At 73.4% G+C, this 19,375-nt stretch carries 20 protein-coding genes and 1 other RNA gene; 11 read left to right on the top strand and 10 right to left on the bottom strand.

Annotation, left to right across the window (positions count from 1 at the left end; genetic code table 11):
* Positions 1 to 34 precede the first annotated feature (34 nt).
* The 8 genes from PHY01_RS04775 to PHY01_RS04740 form a co-directional block, all read right to left on the bottom strand.
* Positions 35 to 1,627: an AIM24 family protein gene (locus tag PHY01_RS04775; protein WP_218030007.1), complete on the bottom strand. Its 1,593-nt coding sequence runs from the start codon at positions 1,625 to 1,627 to the stop codon at positions 35 to 37.
* 238 nt (positions 1,628 to 1,865) lie between these two features.
* Positions 1,866 to 2,237, bottom strand: a transfer-messenger RNA (tmRNA) gene (ssrA, locus tag PHY01_RS04770).
* A 54-nt stretch (positions 2,238 to 2,291) separates the two neighbouring features.
* Positions 2,292 to 3,206 (bottom strand): amidohydrolase family protein, encoded by a 915-nt coding sequence (locus PHY01_RS04765; RefSeq protein ID WP_170183640.1) that lies wholly within the window; start codon positions 3,204 to 3,206, stop codon positions 2,292 to 2,294.
* A gap of 2 nt (positions 3,207 to 3,208) precedes the next feature.
* On the bottom strand, positions 3,209 to 3,697 hold the full coding sequence (smpB, locus tag PHY01_RS04760; RefSeq protein ID WP_141277292.1) for an SsrA-binding protein SmpB: 489 nt from the start codon (positions 3,695 to 3,697) through the stop codon (positions 3,209 to 3,211).
* 30 nt (positions 3,698 to 3,727) lie between these two features.
* Positions 3,728 to 4,630 (bottom strand): permease-like cell division protein FtsX, encoded by a 903-nt coding sequence (gene ftsX / locus PHY01_RS04755; protein WP_141277291.1) that lies wholly within the window; start codon positions 4,628 to 4,630, stop codon positions 3,728 to 3,730.
* Positions 4,631 to 5,320 carry a cell division ATP-binding protein FtsE gene (gene ftsE / locus PHY01_RS04750; protein WP_141277290.1) on the bottom strand — a complete coding sequence of 230 codons (690 nt, stop codon included), beginning with the start codon at positions 5,318 to 5,320 and terminating at the stop codon, positions 4,631 to 4,633.
* Between the two features lie 188 nt (positions 5,321 to 5,508).
* Positions 5,509 to 6,618, bottom strand: coding sequence for a peptide chain release factor 2 (gene prfB / locus PHY01_RS04745; protein ID WP_141277289.1), 1,110 nt, complete (start codon positions 6,616 to 6,618; stop codon positions 5,509 to 5,511).
* A gap of 24 nt (positions 6,619 to 6,642) precedes the next feature.
* On the bottom strand, positions 6,643 to 7,158 hold the full coding sequence (locus PHY01_RS04740) for a PadR family transcriptional regulator (protein WP_170183636.1): 516 nt from the start codon (positions 7,156 to 7,158) through the stop codon (positions 6,643 to 6,645).
* A gap of 275 nt (positions 7,159 to 7,433) precedes the next feature.
* Between PHY01_RS04740 and PHY01_RS27385 the strand changes: the two genes are divergently transcribed.
* The 8 genes from PHY01_RS27385 to PHY01_RS04705 are packed head-to-tail and all read left to right on the top strand — an operon-like array spanning position 7,434 to position 14,749.
* Positions 7,434 to 7,724 (top strand): ABC transporter permease family protein, encoded by a 291-nt coding sequence (locus PHY01_RS27385; RefSeq protein WP_246085705.1) that lies wholly within the window; start codon positions 7,434 to 7,436, stop codon positions 7,722 to 7,724.
* Positions 7,721 to 8,410 (top strand): ABC transporter permease, encoded by a 690-nt coding sequence (locus PHY01_RS04735; protein ID WP_246085704.1) that lies wholly within the window; start codon positions 7,721 to 7,723, stop codon positions 8,408 to 8,410. The genes PHY01_RS27385 and PHY01_RS04735 overlap by 4 nt, the downstream gene beginning before the upstream one ends.
* 5 nt (positions 8,411 to 8,415) lie before the next feature.
* On the top strand, positions 8,416 to 9,333 hold the full coding sequence (locus tag PHY01_RS04730) for an ABC transporter permease (protein WP_141277287.1): 918 nt from the start codon (positions 8,416 to 8,418) through the stop codon (positions 9,331 to 9,333).
* Positions 9,330 to 11,420 (top strand): ABC transporter ATP-binding protein, encoded by a 2,091-nt coding sequence (locus tag PHY01_RS04725; protein WP_141277286.1) that lies wholly within the window; start codon positions 9,330 to 9,332, stop codon positions 11,418 to 11,420. Before PHY01_RS04730 ends, PHY01_RS04725 begins: the two co-directional genes overlap by 4 nt.
* Before the next feature lie 23 nt (positions 11,421 to 11,443).
* Positions 11,444 to 13,120 (top strand): ABC transporter family substrate-binding protein, encoded by a 1,677-nt coding sequence (locus PHY01_RS04720; RefSeq protein WP_141277285.1) that lies wholly within the window; start codon positions 11,444 to 11,446, stop codon positions 13,118 to 13,120.
* Positions 13,121 to 13,134: 14 nt separating this feature from the next.
* Positions 13,135 to 14,049 (top strand): hypothetical protein, encoded by a 915-nt coding sequence (locus PHY01_RS04715; protein WP_141277284.1) that lies wholly within the window; start codon positions 13,135 to 13,137, stop codon positions 14,047 to 14,049.
* 41 nt (positions 14,050 to 14,090) lie between these two features.
* Complete coding sequence (locus PHY01_RS04710; protein ID WP_141277283.1) at positions 14,091 to 14,333, top strand: ribbon-helix-helix domain-containing protein; 243 nt, start codon at positions 14,091 to 14,093, stop codon at positions 14,331 to 14,333.
* A 23-nt stretch (positions 14,334 to 14,356) separates the two neighbouring features.
* Positions 14,357 to 14,749 carry a PIN domain-containing protein gene (locus PHY01_RS04705; RefSeq protein WP_141277282.1) on the top strand — a complete coding sequence of 131 codons (393 nt, stop codon included), beginning with the start codon at positions 14,357 to 14,359 and terminating at the stop codon, positions 14,747 to 14,749.
* On the opposite strand, the gene PHY01_RS04700 is transcribed toward PHY01_RS04705, so the two are convergent.
* Positions 14,746 to 15,474: a tyrosine-protein phosphatase gene (locus tag PHY01_RS04700; RefSeq protein WP_141277281.1), complete on the bottom strand. Its 729-nt coding sequence runs from the start codon at positions 15,472 to 15,474 to the stop codon at positions 14,746 to 14,748. The genes PHY01_RS04705 and PHY01_RS04700 overlap by 4 nt on opposite strands.
* Before the next feature lie 78 nt (positions 15,475 to 15,552).
* On the opposite strand from PHY01_RS04700, the gene PHY01_RS04695 reads away from it, so the two are divergent.
* Positions 15,553 to 17,007 (top strand): AMP-binding protein, encoded by a 1,455-nt coding sequence (locus PHY01_RS04695; protein WP_141277280.1) that lies wholly within the window; start codon positions 15,553 to 15,555, stop codon positions 17,005 to 17,007.
* Between the two features lie 138 nt (positions 17,008 to 17,145).
* Entirely contained in the window at positions 17,146 to 18,210 is a 1,065-nt protein-coding gene (locus PHY01_RS04690; RefSeq protein WP_141277279.1) for an alpha/beta hydrolase, read from the top strand.
* Between the two features lie 79 nt (positions 18,211 to 18,289).
* On the opposite strand, the gene soxR is transcribed toward PHY01_RS04690, so the two are convergent.
* Positions 18,290 to 18,760, bottom strand: coding sequence for a redox-sensitive transcriptional activator SoxR (gene soxR / locus PHY01_RS04685; protein WP_141277278.1), 471 nt, complete (start codon positions 18,758 to 18,760; stop codon positions 18,290 to 18,292).
* Positions 18,761 to 18,806: 46 nt separating this feature from the next.
* Here soxR and PHY01_RS04680 point away from each other — a divergent pair.
* Positions 18,807 to 19,375: SDR family NAD(P)-dependent oxidoreductase (locus tag PHY01_RS04680; RefSeq protein WP_141277277.1), on the top strand; the 569-nt coding region annotated here is incomplete at its 3' end.

Below are 19,375 nucleotides of genomic sequence, written 5' to 3'. Positions count from 1 at the left end.
ACCCACCGGTAGGTCCGGCACCCGCGGCGTCCCGTCAGCGCCCGCCGAGGAGCCCGCCGAGCACCCCGCCACCGCCGCCGTGGCCCGCCTGCTCGCCGCCGCCGGTCCCGGCGACGAGGCCGCCCGGCGGCAGCTCCGAGGGCTGCACGATCACGAAACCGCGCCCGCTGAACGACAGGGTGTAGCGCTCGCCGGTGCTGCGCCCCATCAGCGTGCCGATGTTGAACGTGTCGTTCGTGGTGAGGCCGGTCTGCAGGCTCGCCGACCACGCGACGGCCGCCTGCGGGTCGGCGTAGGTCGGCTGGTCGACGTTCAGCACGACCGGCGTGCCCTCGGTGGTGATCGCGATGCGGCCACGGCCGGTGAACTCGCAGTTGAACAGCCCGGAGTTGCTCGCGAACCCGGCGGCGCCGGAGACCCGAGCGATGCGGTAGGACAGCGAGGAGTCGAACGCGAGCACGTTCGCCCCGTTGATCGTGAGGCCGTCGGAGCCGTCGAGGTCGATCAGGTGGACGTCGCTGGCCGCGTTGGCCAGGAACAGGTCGCCCCGCCCGGTGACCCGCATCAGCGGCACGCCCTCGCCGGTGAGCCGCTGCCGGATCATGTTGCCGATGCCGCCGGAGCCGAGCGCCTCGAACCGCAGATCGCCCTGGTAGGCGACCATCGAGCCGGCCCTGGCCAGCAGGTCGGCGCCGGTCATCGAGACCCGCGCCATCTTGCCGCCCTGTTTCTGGATCCCGCCGCCCGCCACCTCGGCGTGGTCGGGGCTGAACAGGTCGCTCTGCATGGGCGGGACTCCTCCGGGCGACGGTGCGGACGGCTGGGGTGAGGCGGGGGGCTGGGGTGGGGCGGGGGGCTGGTGGGCCGCGGGGGCGGGTGGCTGGTGGGGCTGCGGCTGGTGGGGCGGGCCCAGCGGCAGGGTGAACCGGTCCGGCGCGGGCGGTGACGCGGCCGGGGGCGGGCCGGCCGGGGGCCAGGACGCCGCCGGGGCCGGATCCGCCGGAGGCCAGGAGGCCGCCGGGGCAGTCGGCGGGGCGGAACGCGGCGACGGTGGCGCCGACGACGGGGCCGGGGCGGGCGGGACCGACGGTGGAGGAGCGGGCGGGGCGGCCGGGGCGGGGGTCGCGGCCGGCACCGGCGGCTCGTCGTCGAGGTTCACGCCGTACTCGGCCGCGATGGCCGCCAGCCCGTCGTCGAACCCCTGCCCGACCGCGCGCACCCGCCAGCCGCCCTGCCGCCGGTACACCTCGACGCAGATCACGGCGGTCTCGGAGCCGAGCCCGGTCATCTCGAAGCTCACGTCCCCGGCCGTGGCCACCGGCGGCGCGACCCGCCCGAACGTCGGTGGACCCGAGCCGTCGAGGCTGGCGGTGACCACGACCGTGCCGACGTCGGCCGGCACGGCACCGAGATCGATGCGGACCGCGTCGCCACCACCCCGGCCGTGGTGCAGGGAGACGCCCTCCCCGACGGGATGGTTGAAGAACACGAAGTCGGTGTCGCGGCGTACCCGCCCGTCCGGGCCGAGCAGCAGCGCGGCGACGTCGACCGGGGCGGAGCACGCGACGGTGACCGTCACCAGGTCGCCGGGCACGGGCCGGTTCTCACCGCGGGACAGGGGTGTCACGGCGGCGAGTGTGCCACCGCCGGGCCCGGCCGCACCATCATCATCCCGGCACCGTCGTCCCGGCACCGTCATCCCGGCACCGCCGCGCACGTTCCGCCCCCGCGCGCACGCTCGAGGGTGCGCGCGGGGCCGCATCGTGCGCGCGGGGCGGGGCGGGGCGGGGCGGGGCGGGGCGGGGCAGCCCGGCCCCGGACATGACGTAGCCCCGCCGACCGGCTGGTCGGCGGGGCTCCGTCAGGGGTGGAGGTGCCGGGAATCGAACCCGGGTCCTCCGTCGCTCCACAAGGGCTTCTCCGTGCGCAGTCCGCTATGCCTCTACTCGGATCCCCCGGTCACGCGAACAAGCCGGAGTGACGATCCCAGTCGCTGTGTGTTGTCCCTGTCCGCCCCGCGACCGGGCGGACAGGTGAGCTCCCTAGCTGATGCCGGGATCCGCGGCGGGAGCGCCCGCGGGCCGACAGAGTCGCACTCGCCTCAGGCGGCGAGGGCGAACTCGCGCTGACTGGAGTCGGCGCTTATATGTTTGCGACGGGTGGTTTGCGAGATCATCGTCGCCTTCCTCGGCACGCTTCCCCTTGATCGACGAACGAAGTCGAAACCGTTCACCCCCAATAGCGCCCGACCGTCGGGCGTCCGCACAGACTAACGCCTCCCGGGCGGGGATTCATTCCGGTTCGGGCCGCAGCCCGAGCAGGCCCGCGGGCGTGTCGTGCAGGACGGCACGCAGGAACCCGACGCCGAGCCGGTCGTCGGCCGCCGCCCAGCCCGCCACGGCGGCCACCTGCTCGAACGCGCCGTAGGGGATGTTCGGGAAGTCGGAGCCGTAGACGACCCGGTCGGCCACGTCGACGAGCCGGGCGGGCCAGTCGTCGGGCAGCGCGGCCATCCGCTCGCTGTAAGGGGTGCCGACCATCGTCGTGTCGATGTACACGTGCTCGTGACGGTGCACCAGGTCGAGCGCGCCCGCGAAGTCCGGCATCCCGGCGTGGGCGAGCACCACGGGCAACCGCGGGTGCTCGGCCAGCACCTCGCCGAACACGTCGAGCCCGGTGTGTTCGCCGGGGATCGGGCCGTGCCCACAGTGCACGATCGCCGGCACGCCGGCGTCGGCCAGCAGCCCCCAGGCCGGACGCAGCAGCGGGTCGCGCGGGTCGAAGCCGCCGACCTGCACGTGCACCTTGACGATCCGGGCCCCGGCCGCGACGGCGGCGCCCAGGTAGCCGGCGACGTCGGGCTCGGGGAACAGCGTGGCCGTGGGCACCGCGCCGTCGGTGCGGGCGGCGAAGTCGGTGACCCACTCGGTCAGCCAGCGCCCCATGCCCGGCTTGTGCGGGTACACCAGCGGCGCGAACGCCGTGACGCCCAGCCCCTTCAGCGCGGCCAGCCGATCGTCGACGGAGGTGCGGTAGTGGATCGGCCAGGCCCGGCCGTAGTGGGTCTCGGCACGGTCGAAGTAGGCCCAGACCTTGTCCATCACGTTGTCGGGCAGGAAGTGCACGTGCGCGTCGACGAGCCCGGGCACGCCGAGCTCGTCGAGGAACCGCGGGACGTCGGCGTCGGACGTCGGGGGGACGGGCAGCGTCACCGGCGCAGCTCGCGCGCACGGCCCTTCGCGGCCCGGCCGAACGCCTTCTGGATCTCCCGCTGCGCGTCGCGCTTGGCGAGGTCGGTGCGCTTGTCGTAGGCCTTCTTGCCCTTGGCCAGCGCCAGCTCGCACTTGACCTTGCCGTCGGAGAAGTACAGCGAGAGCGGCACCAGCGACAGCCCGCCCTCCTTGATCTTGCCGATCAGGCGGTCGATCTCGCTGCGGTGCAGCAGCAGCTTGCGGGTACGGCGCGGCTCGTGGTTGGTCCAGCTGCCCTGGGTGTACTCGGGGATGTGCAGCCCGCGCAGCCAGATCTCGCCGTCGTCGACGGTGGCGAACGCGTCGACCAGCGACGCCCGGCCCAGCCGCAGGCTCTTCACCTCGGTGCCGAGCAGCGCGACGCCCGCCTCGTACTCGTCGAGGACGGTGTAGTCGTGGCGCGCACGGCGGTTCTGCGCGATCACCTTCCGCCCCGTCTCCTTCACCCCTCCAGCCTACGCGGCGGGGGCGACCGGTCAGAGACGCACGTAGAGGCGCAGCGTGACGTACCCGGTGACGGCGGCGACGCCGGCGCCGATCATCACCAGGATCGGCGAGACCCAGACGACGTCGGACAGCTCGATCGGCGGCACCACCCCGTTGGAGACGATCCCGGACAGCAGTTGGTCGATGAACAGGAACTTGCCCGCCAGCAGCCCCGCCGACGCGATCAGCGCACCCACCACGCCGGTGACCACCGCCTCGATGAGGAACGGCAGCTGGGTGTACCAGCGCGTGGCCCCGACCAGCCGCATGACGCCCACCTCGGTGCGCCGGGTGTACGCCGAGACCTGCACCGTGTTGGAGATCAGCAGCAGCGCCGCAACCGCCTGCACCAGCGCCAGCGCGAAGGTCACGTTGCGGACGCCACCGAGGAAGTCGAACAGCTTCGCGACGACGTCGCGCTGGTCGATGATGTTGCGGACGCCGACCTGGCCGGTCATCGCCTGGACGACGGCGGCCGATCCGGCCTCCTGGTCGGCGAGCCGGACCCGCAGCGTCGCGGGCAGCGACTGGGGCCGCACGACGTCGGCGAGCGCCTGGCCCTCGAACAGCTCCAGGTAGCGCTCGTAGGCCTGCTGCTGGCTCTCGAAGCGCACCGAGTCGACGAGCGGGGAGTTCTCCAGCGTGGTGCGCAGCCCCTGGCAGACCGGCTGGCTGCAGTCGGTGTCGGCGGCCGACACGTCGGCCGTCAGCGCCACCTGCACCTCGACCCGGTCGCTGTAGAGCTGCTCGGTGCGGTCGATCGTGCGGACGGCGAGCAGCCCGGTGCCGACCAGGCCGAGCGAGATCGCGGTGGTGAGCACCATCGCGATCGTCATGGTGACGTTGCGGCGCAGGCCGGTGAAGACCTCCCGCGTGACGAAGTCGGCCCTCATCTACCGACCCACCCCGTAGACCCCGCGGACCTCGTCGCGCACGACCTGGCCCATGTCCAGCTCCACGACCCGGCGGCGCATCGAGTCGACGATCGAGTGGTCGTGCGTGGCCATGACGACCGTGGTGCCGGTGCGGTTGATCCGCTCCAGCAGCAGCATGATGTCCTGGCTGGTGTCGGGGTCGAGGTTGCCCGTGGGCTCGTCGGCCAGCAGCACCAGCGGCCGGTTGACGAACGCCCGCGCGATCGCCACCCGCTGCTGCTCGCCACCGGAGAGCTCGTGCGGCAGCCGCTCGGCCTTGCCCCCGAGCCCGACGAGGTCGAGCACCTCGGGCACCACCTTGCGGATCGTGCCGCTCGACTTGCCGATCACCTCGAGCGCGAACGCGACGTTCTCGCCCACGGTCTTGTTCGGCAGCAGCCGGAAATCCTGGAACACGCAGCCGATGCGCTGGCGCAGCTTCGGCACGCGGCGCCGCGGCAGCTTCGCGACGTCCATGTCGGAGACGAAGATGCTGCCGCGCGTCGGGACGTCCTCGCGCAGCAGCAGCCGCAGGAACGTCGACTTGCCGGAACCGGACGGCCCGATGAGGAAGACGAACTCCCCCTTCTCGACGTTCACCGAGACCCGGTCGAGCGCGGGGCGCGACGACGTCTTGTACGTCTTGGTGACGCGTTCGAGGCGGATCACGCGGGCACGGTACCCAGGGTGGTCACCGGAACCGGCACGCGACCCACCCCTCCCCGCGAGTCGGGACCATCGTGCGACCGAGTTCGCCCATCCGGGCGATCACGCTTCGTGCCCACCACGACGCGCACACGGCGTCCGACTCGGTCGCAGGAATGTCCCGACTCGCGGGGGTCCGGAGGTGGCGGGGATCAGGAAGCGGTGGCCTCGTTGCGCCGCCAGCGGATGCCGGCCTCGATGAACCCGTCGATGTCGCCGTCGAGCACGGCGGCGGGGTTGTTGACCTCGTAGTTGGTCCGCAGGTCCTTGACCATCTGGTACGGGTGCAGCACGTAGGAGCGCATCTGGTTGCCGAACGAGGCGTCGCCGGAGTCCTTGAGCGAGTCCATCAGGGCCCGCTCCTCCTGCCGGCGCCGCTCCAGCAGCTTGGCCTGCAGCACGAGCATCGCCGAGGCCTTGTTCTGGATCTGCGACCGCTCGTTCTGGCACGACACCACGATGTTGGTGGGCAGGTGCGTCAGCCGCACCGCCGAGTCGGTGGTGTTGACGCCCTGCCCGCCCGGCCCCGAGGACCGGTAGACGTCGACGCGGAGCTCCTTCTCGTCGATCTCGACGTGATCGCTGGTCTCGACGACCGGCGCCACCTCGACCGCGGCGAAGGAGGTCTGGCGGCGGCCCTGGTTGTCGAACGGGGAGATCCGGACGAGCCGGTGGGTGCCCTGCTCGACCGAGAGCGTGCCGTAGGCGTAGGGCGTGTGGACGGCGAAGGTCGCCGACTTCAGGCCCGCCTCCTCGGCGTAGGAGGTGTCGTAGACGTCGACGCCGTAGCCGTGCTGCTCGGCCCAGCGCAGGTACATGCGCATGAGCATCTCGGCGAAGTCGGCCGCGTCGACGCCGCCGGAGCCCGCGCGGATCGTCACCAGGGCCTCGCGCTGGTCGTACTCCCCCGACAGCAGCGTGCGCACCTCGAGCGCCTCGATGTCGGCGCGCAGCTTGACGCGCTCGGCGTCGGCCTCGTCCAGCGCGCCCTGGTCCTTCTCGTCCTCGGCCAGCTCGTAGAGCAGCGGCAGGTCGTCGAGGCGGCGGCGCAGCTCGTCGATGCGGCGGAGGTCGCCCGTGGCGTAGGCGAGTCGGCTGGTGACCTTCTGCGCCTCGTCCGGGTTGTCCCACAGGTCGGGCTGGCCCGCCTGGTCCTCCAGGTCGGCGATCTCGACGCGCAGCGCGGGCAGGTCGGTGACCGCCTCGATGCTCTCCAGCGTGGTGGCGAGTTCCTTGAGGTCGGCGGCGGCGTCGGGGTTCACAACGCTCCAGGCTACGCGGGCGGCTCAGACGTCGGGAACGGCGTCCAGCAGGCGGAGCATCGCGCGGGTGTGGGCGACGACGAAGTCGGCGACCGCCCTGCGGTAGGGGTCGTCCTCGCCCTTCGCGGCGGCCTTCGCCGCCGTCAACCGCTCCGCGTAGGCCTCCCGCCCGGCCCCGACGAGGCCGGCGCGCTGCTTCGGCGTGAGCGAGCCCGCGTGCAGCAGCCGCAGCACCAGCGGGCTGCGGACGGCGTCGGAGGCGGCGCCCGAGGTCAGCCACGCGGCGAACGACCGGCGCCCCGCCGCGGTGATCTGGTACCGCTGCGACGCCCGCGGCCCCGGCCTGCCCGGCTTGAGCAGTCCCGCCGCGGCCAGGACGGGCAGCTCCCGGTAGACCTGGCTGCGGGTCACCGCGAAGAACGACCCGAACCGCTCCCCCGCCGCCGCCACCAGCTCCCCACCGCTCATCGGCCCGTCGTGGAGCAGACCGAGCAGGGCCGCGGCGGTGGCGTTCACGGGCGTCGCCCTGGCGGGAGGCATCACCCCACGGTGCCATCCCGGTGCCGGGCCCGCCATCCACGACGGACCCGGTCGACGTAACGGACCGCCCACCTCGATCGAGTCACTTCCGACCGCGCGTGACCGAATCCGGACGCGTCTGCGCATCGGGCCGCCCGATCGGGCCGCCACTTCACGTGGACCACACACGCGCCTGCCCAGAGTACCCGCCAGTAGTAGCCCGGTCGGACCACCGAAATCCGGCCCGGGCCCGATGCCGGACGAAGCGCGATCCGCCGTCCGGAGTGGGGAGAGGCATGGCGGGGTTCCTGCTGCGACGGCTCGCCAACTACGTGGCGCTCTGCTTCATCGCCGCCTTCGCCACCTTCTCGCTGGCGTCGCTGACGTTCAACCCGCTCGCCAGCTACTACGAGCGCACTCCCCCGCCGCCGGCCGAGGTGATCCTGGCCAAGCGCGCGGAGCTGCGGCTCGACGACCCGATCCCGCTGCGCTTCCTGGGTGGCTCGGCGACGTCCTGCGCGGCGACTTCGGCACCACCGTCACCGGCACCGACATCGGCGCGGAGCTCTTCGCCCGCGTCGGGGTGAGCCTGCGCCTGCTGCTGCTGGGCACCGTCATCGGCATCGCGATCGGCGTGGTCGTCGGCGTCGCCGGGGCGATCCGGCAGTACAAGGTGAGCGACTACGTCTCCACGGTGTTCTCCTTCGTCCTGCTGTCCACACCGGTGTTCGTGCTGGCCCAGCTGCTCAAGTTCGGCGGGCTGGAGCTCAACGCCGCGGCCGGGACGACGGTCCTGTACTTCCAGGGCGAGGTCACGCCGAGCTTCCAGGGCAGCGCCGCCGCCGAACTGCTCGACCGGCTGCAACACCTGGTGCTGCCGACGCTGTCGATCGCGCTCGGCCAGATCGCCCTCTACAGCCGCTACCAGCGCAGCGCCATGCTCGACGTGCTGGGCAGCGACTTCCTGCGCACCGCCCGCGCGAAGGGCCTCACCCGCCGCCGCGCGCTGTTCACCCACGGCCTGCGCACCGCGCTGATCCCGATGGCCACGCTGTTCGCGTTCGGCTTCGGGCTGCTGCTCACCGGCGCCGTGCTCACCGAGCGGATCTTCGGCTGGTTCGGCATGGGCGACTGGTTCGTCTACGGCGTGCAGCGCCAGGACACCAACATCGTCGCGATCGTGACCCTCTTCGCCGCCGTGCTGATCCTGATCTCCGGCTGGCTGTCCGACGTCCTCTACGCCGCGCTCGACCCGCGCATCAGGATCAGGTGAGTCAGATGTCCGAGATCGCCGCCGGACCCACCCCGCTCGACGGGACGGGTCCGGTGCTCACCTCCCGCGGGCGGCTGGTGCTGCGCCGGTTCCTGCGCAGCCGCTCCGCCGTCGCCGGGATCGGGGTCGTGCTGACGCTGTTCGCGCTGGCCTACCTCGCCCCGCTGGCGAGCCCGTGGTCCTACTCCGAGCTCGACTACACCGCGTTCCTGCAGGGCCCGTCGGCGAGCCACTGGTTCGGCACCACCCAGATCGGCGGCGACCTGTTCACCCAGACCATGGTCGGGCTGCAGAAGTCGCTGATCATCGGGCTGCTCGTGGGGCTGATCTCCACCGGGCTCGCCGCCGTCGTCGGGGCGGCCGCGGGCTACTTCGGCGGCTGGACCGACCGCGCACTGATGTGGGTCGTCGACCTCATGCTGGTGCTGCCCGCGTTCCTCGTCATCGCGATCCTGTCCCCCGCCTTCGCCGGCGGCAGCTTCCTCATCCTGGTGGTGCTGCTGGCCGCGTTCGGCTGGATGATCGCGGCCCGGATCGTGCGCGGGCTGACGCTGTCGCTGCGCGAGCGCGAGTTCGTCAAGGCGGCGAGGTTCATGGGCGTCCCGCCCTGGAGGATCATCTTCCGGCACATCCTGCCGAACATGTCCTCGCTGCTGATCGTCGACGCGACGATCGCCATGGGCGTCGCCATCCTCGGCGAGAGCACGCTGTCGTTCTTCGGGTTCGGCGTGCAGCCCCCCGACGTCTCCCTCGGCACCCTGATCGCCTCGGGCCTGGGGTCCTCGCAGACCTACCCGTGGCTGTTCCTGTTCCCCGCGGGCTTCCTGGTCGTCGCGATCCTGGCCTTCAACCTCGTCGGCGACGGGCTGCGCGACGCGCTCGACTCCAGCTCCGACGCCGGTCGCCGGAAGGCGGAGAAGTGACCCTCACCGACGACGTCCTCGACGGCCCGCCGCCCGGCGCGACCGGGCCGGTGCTCTCGGTGCGCGACCTGTCGGTGTCGTTCCCCGGCGAGGCCGGGCGCGTCGACGCCGTGCGCGGGCTGAGCTACGACGTGGCCCCCGGCGAGGTGCTCGGCATCGTCGGGGAGTCCGGGTCGGGCAAGTCGGTGTCGTCGATGGCCGTGATGGGCCTGCTGCCCGACCGGGCCCGCGTCACCGGCTCGGTGCGCTTCCGCGACACCGAGCTGCTCGGCCGCTCCGACGCCGAGCTCTCGGAGATCCGCGGGCGGCGGGTCGCGATGGTGTTCCAGGACCCGCTCTCCGCGCTGACGCCGGTCTACACGGTCGGCGCGCAGATCGTCGAGGCGCTGCGGATCCACCGCCGCGGCACCTCGAAGACCGACGCGCGGGCCCGGGCCGTCGAGCTGCTCGACCTGGTCGGCATCCCGAACGCCCGCGACCGCTTCGCCGCCTTCCCGCACGAGTTCTCCGGCGGCATGCGCCAGCGCGCGGTGATCGCGATGGCGATCGCCAACGACCCCGACCTGATCATCGCCGACGAGCCGACGACCGCACTCGACGTCACCGTCCAGGCCCAGGTCCTCGACGTGCTGCGGACCGCCCGCGAGGTCACCGGCGCCGGGATCGTGCTGATCACCCACGACCTGGGCGTGGTCGCGGGCGTGGCCGACCGCGTGCTCGTCATGTACGCCGGACGCGCGGTGGAGACCGCACCCGTCGACGAGCTCTACGCCCACCCGCGCATGCCCTACACGCTGGGGCTGCTCGGCTCGATCCCGCGCCTGGACGCCGGTCCGCGCCGGCCGCTCGTCCCGATCGAGGGGCAGCCGCCGTCGCTGGCCGAGCTGCCGCCGGGGTGCCCGTTCGCGCCGCGCTGCCCCCTCGTCGTCGACCGGTGCCGGGAGAGCGAGCCGGAGCTCGACGCCGTGCGCCCCGACCACCACGCGGCGTGCCACCGCAGCGCCGATCTCGTGCGGCGCGACGCCGCGCAGGTCTTCGACGTGCCGACCGCCGGGGCGACCGCGGACGCACCGCGGGGCGAGGTCGTGCTGCGCGTGCAGGACCTGGTCAAGCACTACCCGGTGCGGTCGGGCACGATCCTGCGCCGCCGCGTCGGCACCGTCCAGGCCGTCGACGGCGTCAGCTTCGACGTGCGCGCGGGCGAGACGCTCGCGCTGGTCGGCGAGTCCGGCTGCGGCAAGACCACCACGCTGACCGAGATCCTGGAGCTGACGTCGCCCCAGAGCGGCAGCGTCGAGGTGCTCGGGCGCGACGTCGCCGGGCTGGGCAGGCGCGAGCGCACCGCGCTGCGCCGCGACGTGCAGGTGGTGTTCCAGGACCCGATCGCCTCGCTGGACCCGCGGATGCCGGTGCACGACATCATCGCCGAGCCGCTCTCGACGCACCGGGTGCCCGTCGAGGAGATCCGCAGGCGGGTGCCGGAGCTGCTGCGGCTGGTCGGGCTGCGCCCCGAGCACGCCGGGCGCTACCCGGCGGAGTTCTCCGGCGGGCAGCGCCAGCGCATCGGCATCGCCCGCGCGCTCGCGCTGGAGCCCAAGCTGCTGGTGCTCGACGAGCCGGTCTCCGCCCTGGACGTCTCCATCCAGGCCGGGGTGATCAACCTGCTGGAGGAGCTGCGGGTGCGGCTCGGGCTCGCGTACCTGTTCGTCGCCCACGACCTGTCGGTGGTGCGCCACATCGCCGACCGCGTGGCCGTCATGTACCTGGGACGCATCGTCGAGATCGGTGACGTCGCCACGGTGTTCGCCGCCCCCGAGCACCCGTACACCCAGGCGCTGCTCTCGGCCATCCCGATCCCGGACCCGGCCGTCGAGCGGGCCCGGGAGCGCATCCTGCTCACCGGCGACATGCCCAGCCCCGCCGACCCGCCGTCGGGCTGCCGGTTCCGCACCCGCTGCCCCCGCCACCTGACGCTCGACGAGCCCGACCGGGCGCGCTGCGTCACCGAGGACCCGCGCCGAGCCCCCCGCACCACCACCGACCACGAGGTGGCCTGCCACTTCGCCGCACCGCACGCCGTGCTGTGACCCTTCACGAGAGGAAGTCCCGTATGCGATCGAGATCAGCGGTTCTGGCGGCACTGGCCGCCACCGCGGCGCTGGTGCTGGCCGGCTGCGGCGGGGTGGGGGGCGGTGGCGCGCCGGGTGGCGGTCTGGCCCCCAACACCGGCGAGCAGGGCGTCAACGACATCAACGAGCTGCCCCGCGACCAGGTGGCCGACGGCGGCGACCTGCGCTTCCCGCTCGACGCCCTGCCGGACAACTACAACCGCAACCAGGTCGACGGCACCCTGCGCGACGGCAAGTTCGTGATGGACCCGCTGATGCCGCACGCCTTCGACGCGCTCGCCGACGGCACCGTCGCGGTGAACACCGACTACTTCACCTCGATCGAGCTGACCTCGGAGTCCCCGCAGGTCGTCACCTACACGATCAACCCCGAGGCGAACTGGGACGACGGCACGCCGATCACCTGGGTCGACCTGCAGGCCCAGTGGCAGGCCCAGAACGGCACGAACGAGGCGTTCAGCGTGGCGGGCACGACCGGCTACGAGGACATCGTCTCCGTCGAGCGCGGCGTCGACGACAAGCAGGCCGTGGCCACCTTCGGCACCGTGTTCGCCGAGTGGAACAGCCTGTTCGACAACATCTACCCGGCGTCGACGAACACCGACCCGGCCACGTTCAACACCGGCTGGCAGGCCCAGCCGCTGACGACCGCGGGCCCGTTCCGGGTCGAGACGGTCGACGCCACCGCGCAGACGATCACCCTCGTGCGCAACGAGGCCTGGTGGGGCGAGCCGGCGAAGCTCGACCGCGTCGTCGAGCGCGACGCGCTGGCCGACGCGCTGGCCAACAACGAGATCGACTTCTACGCGATCGGGTCGAGCGTCGACCTGTTCCAGCGCAGCCAGGGCATCCCCGGCGTCGAGGTGCGGCAGGCCGCCGAGCCGACCTACAACCACATCACGTTCAACGGCGGCGAGGGCGCGATCCTGGCCGACCCGGCGCTGCGCCGGGCGATCGCACAGGGCATCGACCGGCAGGTCGTGACCAGCGCGCTGATCGGCCAGATCGTGCCCGAGGCCACCCCGCTGGGCAGCTTCCTCTACACCGAGGGCTCGGCGAACTACGTCGACCACTCCGCGCCGGTCGCCTTCGACCCGGCCGCCGCGAGCGCCGCGCTCGACGGGCTCGGCTGGGTCTCCCCCGGCGAGGGCCAGGTGCGCACCAGGGACGGGCAGCAGCTCACCCTGCGCTACGTCACCACCGCGGGCAACCCGATCAGCGAGCGGATCTCCCAGCTCGTCCAGTCCCAGCTCGCGACGATCGGGGTGGGCGTCGAGTTCGTGCCCGCCGCCTCGGCCGACCTGTTCGACCAGTACGTGACGCCGGGCGACTTCGACATGGTCGGCTTCGGCTGGTCGGGCACGCCGTTCCCGGTGACCTCGACGCGCAACATCTACTCGACCCCGGGCGACCAGAACTACGGCAACATCGGCACCCCGGAGATCGACGCGCTCTACGCGGAGGCGTTCGTCGAGCTCGACGACGCGGCCCGGGCCGAGCTGGGCAACGAGATCGACACCCTGATCTGGGAGACCATGCCGCAGCTGCCGCTCTACCAGTCCACCGGTGCGTACGCCGTCCGCGACACCCTCGCCAACTTCGGCGCGCCGGGCACCGCGGACATCGACTACGTCGACTCCGGGTTCGTCGCCGGATGACCCTGCGCGCGGACGTGAGCACCGCCCCCCGCGCCCTGCGGTACGGCCTGCTCACGTCCGTGCTGGTCCTGCTCGTGTGCGCCGTGCTCGCCCTCGTGGCGGGCACGGCGTTCGCGTCCGCGTCCGCCGTCCTCGCCTCCGCGACCCAGCGCACCTTCGGCGTCGTCACGGCCGTCGACGGCGACTCCGTGACGCTGCGCTGGACCCCCTCCGGCGGCACCGAGCGCAGCGACCCGGTCGAGCTGGCCGGGCCGCCTCCCCCGGTCGGCACCCGCACCGAGGTGGCGCACTCCCCCGCGGGCCCCCCGCTGATCCCCGGCGCCGCCGTCCTCGCCGACGCCGACCGCGCGCTGGGCACGCTCGTCCTGGCCGCGGTGGCGGCCGCGCTCGTCCCGCTGGTCGGGGCCTGGCAGGTGCTGTCCCGGCGCCGGGCGGCCGCGCAGCCTCCCCGCACCCTCGACGCCGGGCGGGTCCGCATCCAGGCGGGCCTGAGCAGCCGGTCCTGGCTGGAGACCGCGACCGTGCCGCCGCGCTGGATCCCGCTGCACTTCGACCCGGCCCTGCCCGCGCTGCCCTCCCCCGCCGCCGTCCGCCTGCGCGGCGACCCGCTGACCCACCGCTACGTCGCCGCGGAGATCGACGGGCGGACGGTGCCGCCGTCCGGGCCGGTGCGCTCGACGGAGCCGCGCGGCCGGCGCACCGACAACCCCGCCCGCCCGGACGCCTCGGCCGCGTCCCGCGCGGCGGCGGCCGCCCCGCTGCGCCGGCAGCTGCTCGCCGACCTCCCGCTCACCGCGCCCGCCCCGCTCGTCGCGGCGCTGTGGGCCCTCGTCGACGGCGGCGGCCTCGGCACCTGGCTGGCCGGCACCGCCCTGCTCGCGGCGCTGGCACTGTTCGTCGCGGCCGTCCGGGGGACCGATCCGACGTGACGCCGTATGCACGGTGGCCCCGCGCCCAGTACTCTCCGCACATGCGCAGCGAGCGTGTGACGGTGAGCCTGCCGGCCGACCTGGTCGCCGAGGCCCGCAGTGCGGTGCGTCGGGGAGCGGCGTCGAGCATGTCCGCCTACATCGCCGAGGCCGTGGCCGCACGGCAGGTCCGGGAGCGGACGCTGACCACCCTGGAGAACCTCTACGGCGGCCCGCCACCCCCCGACGAGCTCGACGAGGCCCGTCGCACGCTGCGGTTCGCGCCGCCCGCGGCCGCGGTCTAGGGGTCCCGCATGGGTGACGCTCAGTGATCGGCGGCCGGGTACTCGACGCCTCCGCACTCATCGCCTTCGCCACCGGCCGCCCGGTCTACGTCCGGGCGCTGGTCTGGGCCGCGGTCGAGGCCGACATCGTGCTCGCCGTGCCCAGCGCCGCGCTGAGCAAGGCGTGGTCGGTGCTCGCCCCCGAATACCACGCCGCGCTCGGCGTGCTGCTCGACCTGCCGATCACGGTGATCGACCAGCTCGACCCGCGCGCCGCCCAGGAGTCCGGCCTGCTGCTCGCCGAGTCCGGCGGCGACGACCTCTCGGCCGGGCAGGTCACGCTCAGCGCCCGGCGTCGCGGCTGGCCCGCCGTCACCGGGGAGCCCTGGGCGCTGCGCAAGCTCGACACCGCGGTGACGATCGAGGAGCTCCCCTAGCCGGTGAGCCGGGCCCGCAGGCGGTCCAGGTGGTCGGCGGTCAGGCCGTTGGCGGCCAGCCAGCCGGCCGCCCCGCCCCACTCCGCGTCCAGGTGGGCCAGCACGGCGTGCATGACCGCGGCCCGGGGCTTGTGCGGGGTGAGGTCGGCGGGCATCTCCTCGCCCGCGGCGGTGGTCCAGCGGCGGAACATCGCCTCCACGTTCTCCGCCGACAGCACGTAGTCGGCCACCACCTCGGCGCGCTCCACCCCCACGGCGTCGAGGACCAGCGCCACCAGCACCCCGGTGCGGTCCTTGCCCGCCGCGCAGTGCACGAGCGCGGGTCCGGCGTCGGCGGCGGCCAGGCGCCGGACGGCCTCGGCGACGTTGGCCGGATGGTCACCGAGGTAGCCGAGGTGGTTGCGCAGCATCGGATCGGTGTCGTCGCCCGCCTCGGGCAGGATGTCGCGGCTCGCCCCGATGAAGGTCAGCGCCACCGTCTCGACGCCGGCCGCGGCGACCGGCGTGGGCCCGTCGCGGTCGATCTCGCCGGGCGTGCGCAGGTCGAGCACCAGCGTCAGGCCGAAGTCGTCGACGAGCCGGGTGACGTCGGCGGGGGTCGCGAAGTGCAGCGACCCGCTGCGCAGCAGCACCCCGTGCCGGGTCGAGCCCCCGGCGGCCAGTGGCAGGCCGCCGACGTCGCGGACGTTGTCGACCCCCTCGAACGGCAGCGTGCGCCCGCTCATCGCACGGTTCCCGGCGTCGGGCACGCAACGGTGGTGTACTCACGGTCGATCACTCCAGCCACGCTAACCGGGGGGCCCGTGGACGACCACATTCCGGTGGGCACCGGTTTCGACCGACTCGCCGCCGCCGACCCCGACGCCGTGGCCCTGTACGCACCCGACGGCCCGGTCACCCGCGCGGAGCTCGCGGCCGCGTCGAACCGGGCGGCGCACGAGTTCGCCGCGCACGGCGTCGGGCAGGACGACCTGGTGACGATCGGGCTGGCCAACGGGGCCGCGTTCTACGCCGCCGTGCTGGGCGTCTGGAAGCTCGGGGCGGTGCCCCAGCCGGTGGCGGCGAAGCTCCCGCCCGCCGAGCTGGCCGCGCTCGTCGACATCGCGGGCGCGCCACTGGTCGTCGGCCTCGACGCGGCCGACCGGCCGTCGCTGCCGCCCACCTGGACGCCCGACCCGGCACGCTCCCCCGACCCGCTGCCGGCCGCGCTCCCGCCGAGCTGGAAGGCGCCGACGTCGGGCGGGAGCACCGGCCGGCCGAAGATCATCGTGGCTGGGGCGGCCGGCTGGACCGACGAGGTGACCGCACGCGCCGACCGGCTGCGGATCGGCGGGCCGGGCGACGTCTTCGCCGTCACCGCCCCGCTGCACCACAACGCCCCGTTCATGTTCTCCCTGATCGCACTGCTGCGCGGGTGCCCGCTGCTGGTGCTCGACCGCTTCGACGGCGCGCACGTCCTCGACGCCGTCGTCCGCCACCGCGTGCACTGGCTCTACGCCGTGCCGACGCTCATGGGCCGGATCCTGCGGCTGCCCGCCGAGGTCCGGGAGGCGGCCGACCTGTCGAGCGTGCGGACGCTGCTGCACGTCGGCGCGCCGTGCCCGGAGCCGGTGAAGAGGGCCTGGATCGACTGGCTGGGCCCCGAGCGGGTCCTGGAGCTGTACGCGGGCACCGAGTCGCTGGCCGTCTGCATGATCGACGGCGTGGAGTGGCTGGACCGTCCCGGCTCCGTGGGCCGGCCGGTGTCGGGCGAGATGCGTATCGCCGACGCCGACGGCCACCCGCTGCCCGCCGGGGAGATCGGCGAGGTGTGGATGCGCCCGCCGCCCGACACCACGACCTACCACTACCTCGGGGCACGGTCGCGGTTCGTCGACGGCTGGGAGTCCATCGGCGACCTCGGCCACATGGACGCCGACGGCTATCTCTACCTGGCCGACCGGCGCAGCGACCTGATCCTCGTCGGCGGCGCCAACGTCTACCCGGCCGAGGTGGAGGCGGCGCTCGCCGATCACCCACACGTGTTGTCCTGCTGCGTGATCGGACTGCCCGACGAGGACCTCGGCGCCCGCGTGCACGCCATCGTCCAGCTCGCCGCCGAGGTGTCCGACGAGGATCTCGGCGCCCACGTGGCCGGGCGGTTGACCAGCAACAAGGTCCCCCGGTCGTGGGAACGCGTCGACGAACCGCTGCGGGAGGACACGGGCAAGGTGCGACGCTCCGCCCTGCGCGCCGCCCGAATGCCTCACCCTCATTAGGCCGACAGCGTGAGACTTCGTTAACAGGACGGCCATCGTGTCGACTTGGACTGACACTTACTACTCCATATGGTGCCAGGGCGCTCCCCGCGTCCGTTCGGAGTAAACGTGTCCACTTCTCGTCGAAGGCTCCGCCTCATGGCGGCCGCCTTCACCGTCTGCGCCACCGCGATCCCCCTCGCGGTCTTCGCCGGCTCCGCGTCCGCCCTCCCCGAGGACGCCCTGCCCGGTGACCCCAAGCTGTCGGACTACAGCGCCCCGGAGTCCGACGAGGACGTCACGGTGACCCCGATCGACTTCGAGGTGTCCAACCAGCTCGAGCCCGGGTCGTCCTACACGCTGCGCGGCTTCCTCTACGAGCCCGCGGGCCAGGAGGGCTGCCGGACCTCGGTGCTGCAGGCGAACCACGCCCTGACCACCGGCGCCTGGTACTGGGACATCCCCTTCGAGCAGGACCGCTACTCGATCGCGCGGAAGATCGTGAAGGAGTCGGGGATCTCGTTCCTCGCCCTGAACAAGCTCGGCTACGGCCAGCCCGACCACCCGTACCGCAGCTCCGACCGGCCCAACGGCTACACGGTCACGGTCGAGGCGCTGGCCGACGCCAGCCACCAGGTCACCCAGCAGCTGCGCGCCGACGGCTACGAGCACGTCGGCCTGATCGGGCACTCCGCGGGCAGCGAGGAGTCGGAGATCCACGCCGGGCTCTACCAGGACGTCGACGCCCTGATCCTGTCCGGCTTCACCCACCTCGCCACCGAGCGCTTCACCGCGCAGATCGCGACGCAGGAGGTGCCGCGCACGCTCACCGACGACTACCCGTTCTTCTTCGGTGACCACGAGACCCGCGACAGCTTCCTGTTCACCGACCTGGCCGACCCGGAGCTCATCCGGGCCCTGCACCCGCTGGTGAACGAGACCCCGGCCGGCGAGATCCTCTCCATCGGCCCGCAGCCCTCGCGCGCCCTCGCGCCGCTGATCGACATCCCGGTGCTCACCCTGATCGCCGAGGCCGACGAGATCTTCAGCGCCGACGGTGCCCCGATCGACGAGGCGACGTTCCTGAGCAGCGACGACGTCACCTTCAACAACTACCCGGGCATCGGGCACGGGGTGGAGTTCCACCGCAACGGCCCGGAGATCACCCAGGACGTCGCCGACTGGATCAGCGCGCGTCCCGACGCCCTCCCCGCCTGCAAGTAACCCGCAACTCAGGGCCGTAAAGGGAGGGACTCGCGGGGGTACGCCCCGCGAGTCCCTCCCTTTTCGTCCGCGAGTCCCCTCAGACGCCCTGGGCCGGGGTGCGGCGGAGCAGGGGCGGGAGGAGGCGGGCGCCGGAGCCGGCCTCCGCGGCGCGGTCGTCCGGGTTGTAGAGGCGGCAGCGGGCCAGCGACAGGCAGCCGCAGCCGATGCAGGAGTCCAGCCCGTCGCGCAGGGCCACCAGCGCCTCGATCTGCTCGTCGAGCCGCCCGCGCCACGCCCGCGACAGCCGCGACCAGTCCGCCTTCGTCGGCGTGCGGCCGTCGGGCAGGCGGTCGAGGCCCTCGCGCACCTCGTCCAGGCCGACGCCGATCGTCCGCGCGGCCCGGATGAACGCCAGGCGCCGCAGCACCGACCGCTCGTAGCGCCGCTGCCCACCCGAGGTACGGGTGGTGCGGAGCAGCCCCTCGCGCTCGTAGAACCGCAGCGCCGACGCCGGGAAGCCGCTGCGGTCGGCCACCTCGCCGATCGTGAGCAGGTCGTGCGCGTCCATCACCCTCCCTTGACCTGAACCTGACTTCAGGTTGCACGGTAGCGGCATGACCCACGACATCGCCATCGTCACCGGCGCCGGACAGGGGTTCGGCCTCGCACTCGCCGCCGGGCTCGCCGCCCGGGGCACCACCGTCCTGGCCACCGGCCGCGACGCCGACCGGCTCGCGGCCGCCACCGCCGGGCTGCCCGGGGTCGTCGCGGTCCCGGGGGACGTCACCGACCCGGCGCACCGCGCTGAGCTCGTCGCCGCCGCGGGGCGGCTCGGCGGGCTGGACCTGCTGGTGCACAACGCGGGCGAGCTCGGCCCGTCGCCGCTGCCGCCGCTGTCGACCTATCCCCTCGACGCCCTGCGCGCGGTCCACGAGACCACCGTCGTCGCCGCGCTGGCCCTGACCCAGCTCGCCCTGCCCCTGCTGCGCGCGGCGGCCGCGCCGACCGTCGTCACCCTCAGCTCGGACGCCGCCGTCGAGGCCTACCCCGGCTGGGGCGGGTACGGCTCGGCGAAGGCCGCGCTGGACCACCTCGCCGCCGTGCTCGCCGTCGAGGAGCCCGGGGTGCGCGTGTACGCCGTCGACCCCGGCGACATGCGCACCGCCATGCACCAGCGGGCCTT

It is taken from the genome of Pseudonocardia hydrocarbonoxydans (assembly GCF_006539565.1).
In the GTDB taxonomy this organism is placed as follows: Bacteria; Actinomycetota; Actinomycetes; order Mycobacteriales; family Pseudonocardiaceae; genus Pseudonocardia; species Pseudonocardia hydrocarbonoxydans.
Note: the sequence above shows the minus strand (reverse complement) of the source record. Positions and strands in the feature narration are given on the sequence as shown.